Source organism: bacterium (genome assembly GCA_040755795.1).
Classification (GTDB): Bacteria; UBA9089; CG2-30-40-21; order CG2-30-40-21; family SBAY01; genus JBFLXS01.
The window spans coordinates 1-4,275 of record JBFLXS010000356.1; the positions used below are offsets into that span (position 1 = coordinate 1).

Consider the following 4,275-nt stretch of genomic DNA (forward strand, 5'->3'; position numbering starts at 1 on the left):
TTTTCCCCTTTTCCCTGATTTCTCCATTTCCCCTTCGTTACACCCTGAACGGTTACGATGTCCCTAATTCTCTTAAAAGTTGAGCATTGAACACTGATACCTGACACCTGTTAACTGAATGCTTACACTGGTGATTGGTAACCATTTAACCAATTACCAGTTACCATTTAACCAGTGCCCAGGATAGAAGGAGTGCCAAAATGGATGAATTAAACAAGAAATCAAAAAAGTCTAATATGGAACCTCAAAAAGATGAGTTAGAAGATAATGGAATGCGAGAGACAAAAAGGCAGAAGATTTCTGTTCCGCCGCCTTCATTGTATGTGGCAAGTAGCAGGAAAGGTGGAGGGATAGATTCTCGAATAGTCACTTATCATGACCCTAAAGCCCCTATCGCAGAACAGTATCGCATTCTAAGGACTAATATTCAACGCCTTACACCGGAAAATCCCCCGCGTGTCATTGCGGTTACCAGTGCTTTACATCAGGAAGGTAAGACAACTACGGCGGTTAATTTAAGCGTAGTTATGGCTCAGGACCTTCATAAAAAAATACTTCTATGTGATTGTGACCTCCGTAAACCAATGGTGCATAAAATGATGGGAATAGATTCCAATAAAGGAATAGCTGAAATCCTTCTTTATGATGCCGATATTGAATCTGTGTTACACACGGGTAAAGTGGAGAATTTAACCATTCTTCCTTGTGGCAAAAGACCACCTAATCCTGCAGAATTACTTGGCTCATATAAAATGAAAGAATTGATAAATGAATTAAGAACAAAATTTGATTACATAATTATTGATACCCCACCAGTTTTAGCTATTACAGATGTTGGAATTATTGCCGATTATGTTGACGGAGTAATATTCGCTGTTCAGGCATGGAGAACACAACGAGAGGCAGTTTTAAGAAGTCAAGCACTACTCACAGCCGCACGCGCTAAGGTTCTGGGATTTGTTCTGACAAATGTAGAACATTTTGTTCCAAAATACCTATATCACTATGGTTATGGCTACCAATATGGATATTATCACTACGCATAAAAAAAGGTAACTATTTACCCAAATGAAGTGCAAGGTAATCGGTAATCAGGTAATCGGTAATCGGTAACAACCAATTGATCTTTTCCCTTTACCGATAACCTGATGACCGATAACTGATTACCTGAATTTCACTTCAGATGGCTAAAATGTTACGGTAAATTACTATATCTTTATTTTAAGTGAACTGGCAAGGAATGCCAATGCCTCTTGCTTATTCTTAATTTTCTTATCAACAAATGCCTCTTCTACTTCTCTTAATAATTTACCTATCAGTGGTCCAGAGGGAAGTCCAAAATGTTCCATTATCTCATTGCCTTTAAGTATCTTCGGCGGCATAATCGTCGGTGAAGGAGAATAGAATTTATCTATTATATTATTGATTGTTTGGTAGTATTTGTGCAGGTCTTCAGGAGAAACCTTTTGTCCTATGGTCGCATATCTATCTGCTAATGTGAGTAATAAACTACTTATCCCCTCTTGCCCCATATCTCTAAAGAATCGATGCAGAGCGCGGTTAGTAAGTGTTGGTGCTTGAATAAGATAGCCCGGACGCATATGATTGCGAATGATTAATCCAATCATCTTTTTTTCCTTCGTGCCCAATTTTAGCCTGCTGGCGATTTTTGAGGAGATTTTAGCCCCCAATATTTCATGACCAATGAACCTGATTTTACCAGAAATCTCTTGTGTCATCGTTCCGTATTTGCCAATATCATGGAGTAATGAGATGAGCTTGAGATTAACCAATCTGTTATGTTCTTTAGTTATAGGCTCGTTTAAATATTTTCTTATTTCATTATGCCATCCGGGAAATAATCTCTTAAGGCTTGAAACTATACCTTCTAACTGAGTTAATGTCGCTATGGAATGTTCAAAGACAGATAAATGATGATAGCCGTTTTGCTTAATCTCTTTTAAAGGTATAATTTCTGGAATGATTTCTTCAAACAATCCTAATTTATCAAAGTGGGTTATAAAAAAACTTGAATTTTTTGAAGATAATATTAAATAAATTTCATTAGTAATTCGTTCTGCACTAACATTGGAAATTAATCCTTTTGACTTAACAATGGTCGAGCAAGTATCCTTTTCTATCTCAAATCCTAATTCGCAACACAGCCGAACCGCTCTTAACATTCGTAATGGGTCATCTTGAAATGTATCAGGAGAGATAATGCGGATAATTTTTTCTTGAAGGTCCTGGACGCCATTATTTTTATCAATAAGTTCAATATTTGCAGATGTTAAATCTATGGCAAGGGCATTTATGGTGAAATCTCGCATCCGCAGGTCTTCAGATATATTTTCTCCTTTAAAATTATTAAAGTCTAAATTTAGTGTCTGGTTTTTTGATTTACAGACAACCCTTGCTGTTCCTCTTTCTTCTTCTAAGAGAATGAAGGTTCCGCCTAAAACTTCAGCCACTTTTTTAGCAAAAAATAAGGCATCCCCTTTTATTGCAAAGTCATAATCATTAGACTCACGATTTACCAGGAAATCTCGAATATATCCTCCGACAAGGTATAGAGGGAGATTCATCTTAATAGATAAATCTTTTATTATTGAAAGGGGCGGATTGCAGATTTTTATTTTATCTATGTTCATCTTTGGTAAATGGTAAAAAAGAAAGGAGCAAGATGCAAATTCTACATCTTGCTCCTCCTTTTTTTTCTAATTTTTTTTCGTATTCCTTACTTATTCTTTTGCAGCTGGTGCTTCTTCTGAACTTACTTCCTCTGCTTCTTCTGTTACTGCTTCTTCCTCAGGTGCTGTTGCTTCTTCTTCTTCTACCGTAGTAGCTGGTGGAGCCTCTTCTTTTGCTGGTGGTGCACAACTTGACAGAATTGTAACGACTCCTACTACCAGGCAGAATGACATTATCAATCTCATTATCTGCATCAATTTATCCTTTCACCTCCTTTTCTAAGGCTGCCTTAGAAAAATAGCCTTTTTTTATCTCACACTGATTAATTTATGGTTTCTCTTAAGATATTTTCCCTTCACAAATCCACAGATTGGGTCTGACCTTAATTATACAGAAAATAATAAATTTGTCAAGTGAAATTTTATAACTTTTTTATTAAAATATTCATAACGCTATAATTAGCAATGAGTTAAGCCAGCCTAAAATATTTTTATTCATTTTACTTGACTTTTTATGGATTGGTTAGTATAATGAAAAATGGAAAAGTAATGTGATTCCAAAAGAGGTTTTAAAAAGGGTCAAAAAGATTGAGATTAGAACGCGTAATTTAGTCAGTGAAATGTTTGCGGGCGAGTATCACTCTGTATTTAAAGGTAGAGGGATAGAATTTACTGAAGTGCGCGAATACCAATTTGGAGATGATATTAGAAATATTGATTGGAATGTAACGGCAAAAATGACTCATCCTTATGTAAAAAAATACTGTGAGGAAAGAGAATTAACCGTTATACTCGTCATAGATGCAAGTTCCTCAAATAAATTTGGGACAGTCGCACAAATGAAAAGCGAGATAGGTATAGAAATAAGTGCATTGCTGGCATTTTCTGCTATAAAAAATAATGACCGAGTAGGATTAATCATCTTTACGGATAAAGTTGAGAAGTTTGTTCCACCTAAAAAGGGTAAAAAACATGTTCTGCGCGTGTTAAGAGAACTTTTATATTTTAAACCATCAGCAACCAGAACAGATATTAATTGTGCCTTAGAATATTTAAGTCATATCATCAGAAAAAAAGCAGTCGTATTCTTAATCTCAGATTTTTTAGCTAAAGATTATGCAACATCATTAAAGATTGCTAATAAACGACATGATGTTATCGCGATTAATATTATTGACCCACGAGAAATAGAATTACCAGATGTGGGATTTATAGAACTAAAAGATGCAGAAACACAAGAAGATGTTTTAATTGATACATCTGATATATCATTTCGTAATACTTTCCGTGAATTGAATCTTAAAAAACAAAATCAACTTAATAAATTATTTGGCGGGATTGGCGTAGATTCAATTGATATTTGGACAAATAAATCCTATGTAGAACCACTTATGAACTTTTTTATCAAACGAGCAAAAAGGTTTAGGTAAGTTAGGGCAAATAGGGGGTCACATCTCGACAGGCTGTTGACATAAACTAAAAGATGGAGGGTATGTTTTTTCCCTCCATTTTATGTAAGATCTGAGGGTAAAGAGAAGTAAATTTAAACTTTATGTTGGCGGGGTCAATCCAAAAAAAATTAAAG

Annotated in this window: 4 protein-coding genes; 2 read left to right on the forward strand and 2 right to left on the reverse strand. The window is 35.3% G+C overall.

Translation table 11 applies throughout. From position 1 onward, the window contains the following. Positions 1-200: 200 nt before the first annotated feature. Positions 201-1,046 (forward strand): CpsD/CapB family tyrosine-protein kinase, encoded by an 846-nt coding sequence (locus AB1414_16470; GenBank protein MEW6609013.1) that lies wholly within the window; start codon positions 201-203, stop codon positions 1,044-1,046. 162 nt (positions 1,047-1,208) lie between these two features. Here AB1414_16470 and AB1414_16475 read toward each other — a convergent pair whose 3' ends face one another. Together AB1414_16475 and AB1414_16480 are read right to left on the reverse strand one after the other, a co-directional pair. Then, positions 1,209-2,651: an HD domain-containing protein gene (locus AB1414_16475; protein MEW6609014.1), complete on the reverse strand. Its 1,443-nt coding sequence runs from the start codon at positions 2,649-2,651 to the stop codon at positions 1,209-1,211. A 90-nt stretch (positions 2,652-2,741) separates the two neighbouring features. Further along, positions 2,742-2,948, reverse strand: coding sequence for a hypothetical protein (locus tag AB1414_16480; protein ID MEW6609015.1), 207 nt, complete (start codon positions 2,946-2,948; stop codon positions 2,742-2,744). A gap of 293 nt (positions 2,949-3,241) precedes the next feature. Between AB1414_16480 and AB1414_16485 the strand changes: the two genes are divergently transcribed. Continuing rightward, the gene (locus AB1414_16485; protein ID MEW6609016.1) at positions 3,242-4,120 is read left to right on the forward strand and encodes a DUF58 domain-containing protein; all 879 of its coding nucleotides are present in this window, start codon (positions 3,242-3,244) and stop codon (positions 4,118-4,120) included. Positions 4,121-4,275: the final 155 nt, after the last annotated feature.

What these genes read in the sequence shown, in the direction of transcription:
- AB1414_16475 (MEW6609014.1), bottom strand. Translation starts at nt 2,651, where the DNA reads ATGAACATAGATAAAATAAAAATCTGCAATCCGCCCCTTTCAATAATA.
- AB1414_16470 (MEW6609013.1), top strand. Translation starts at nt 201, where the DNA reads ATGGATGAATTAAACAAGAAATCAAAAAAGTCTAATATGGAACCTCAA.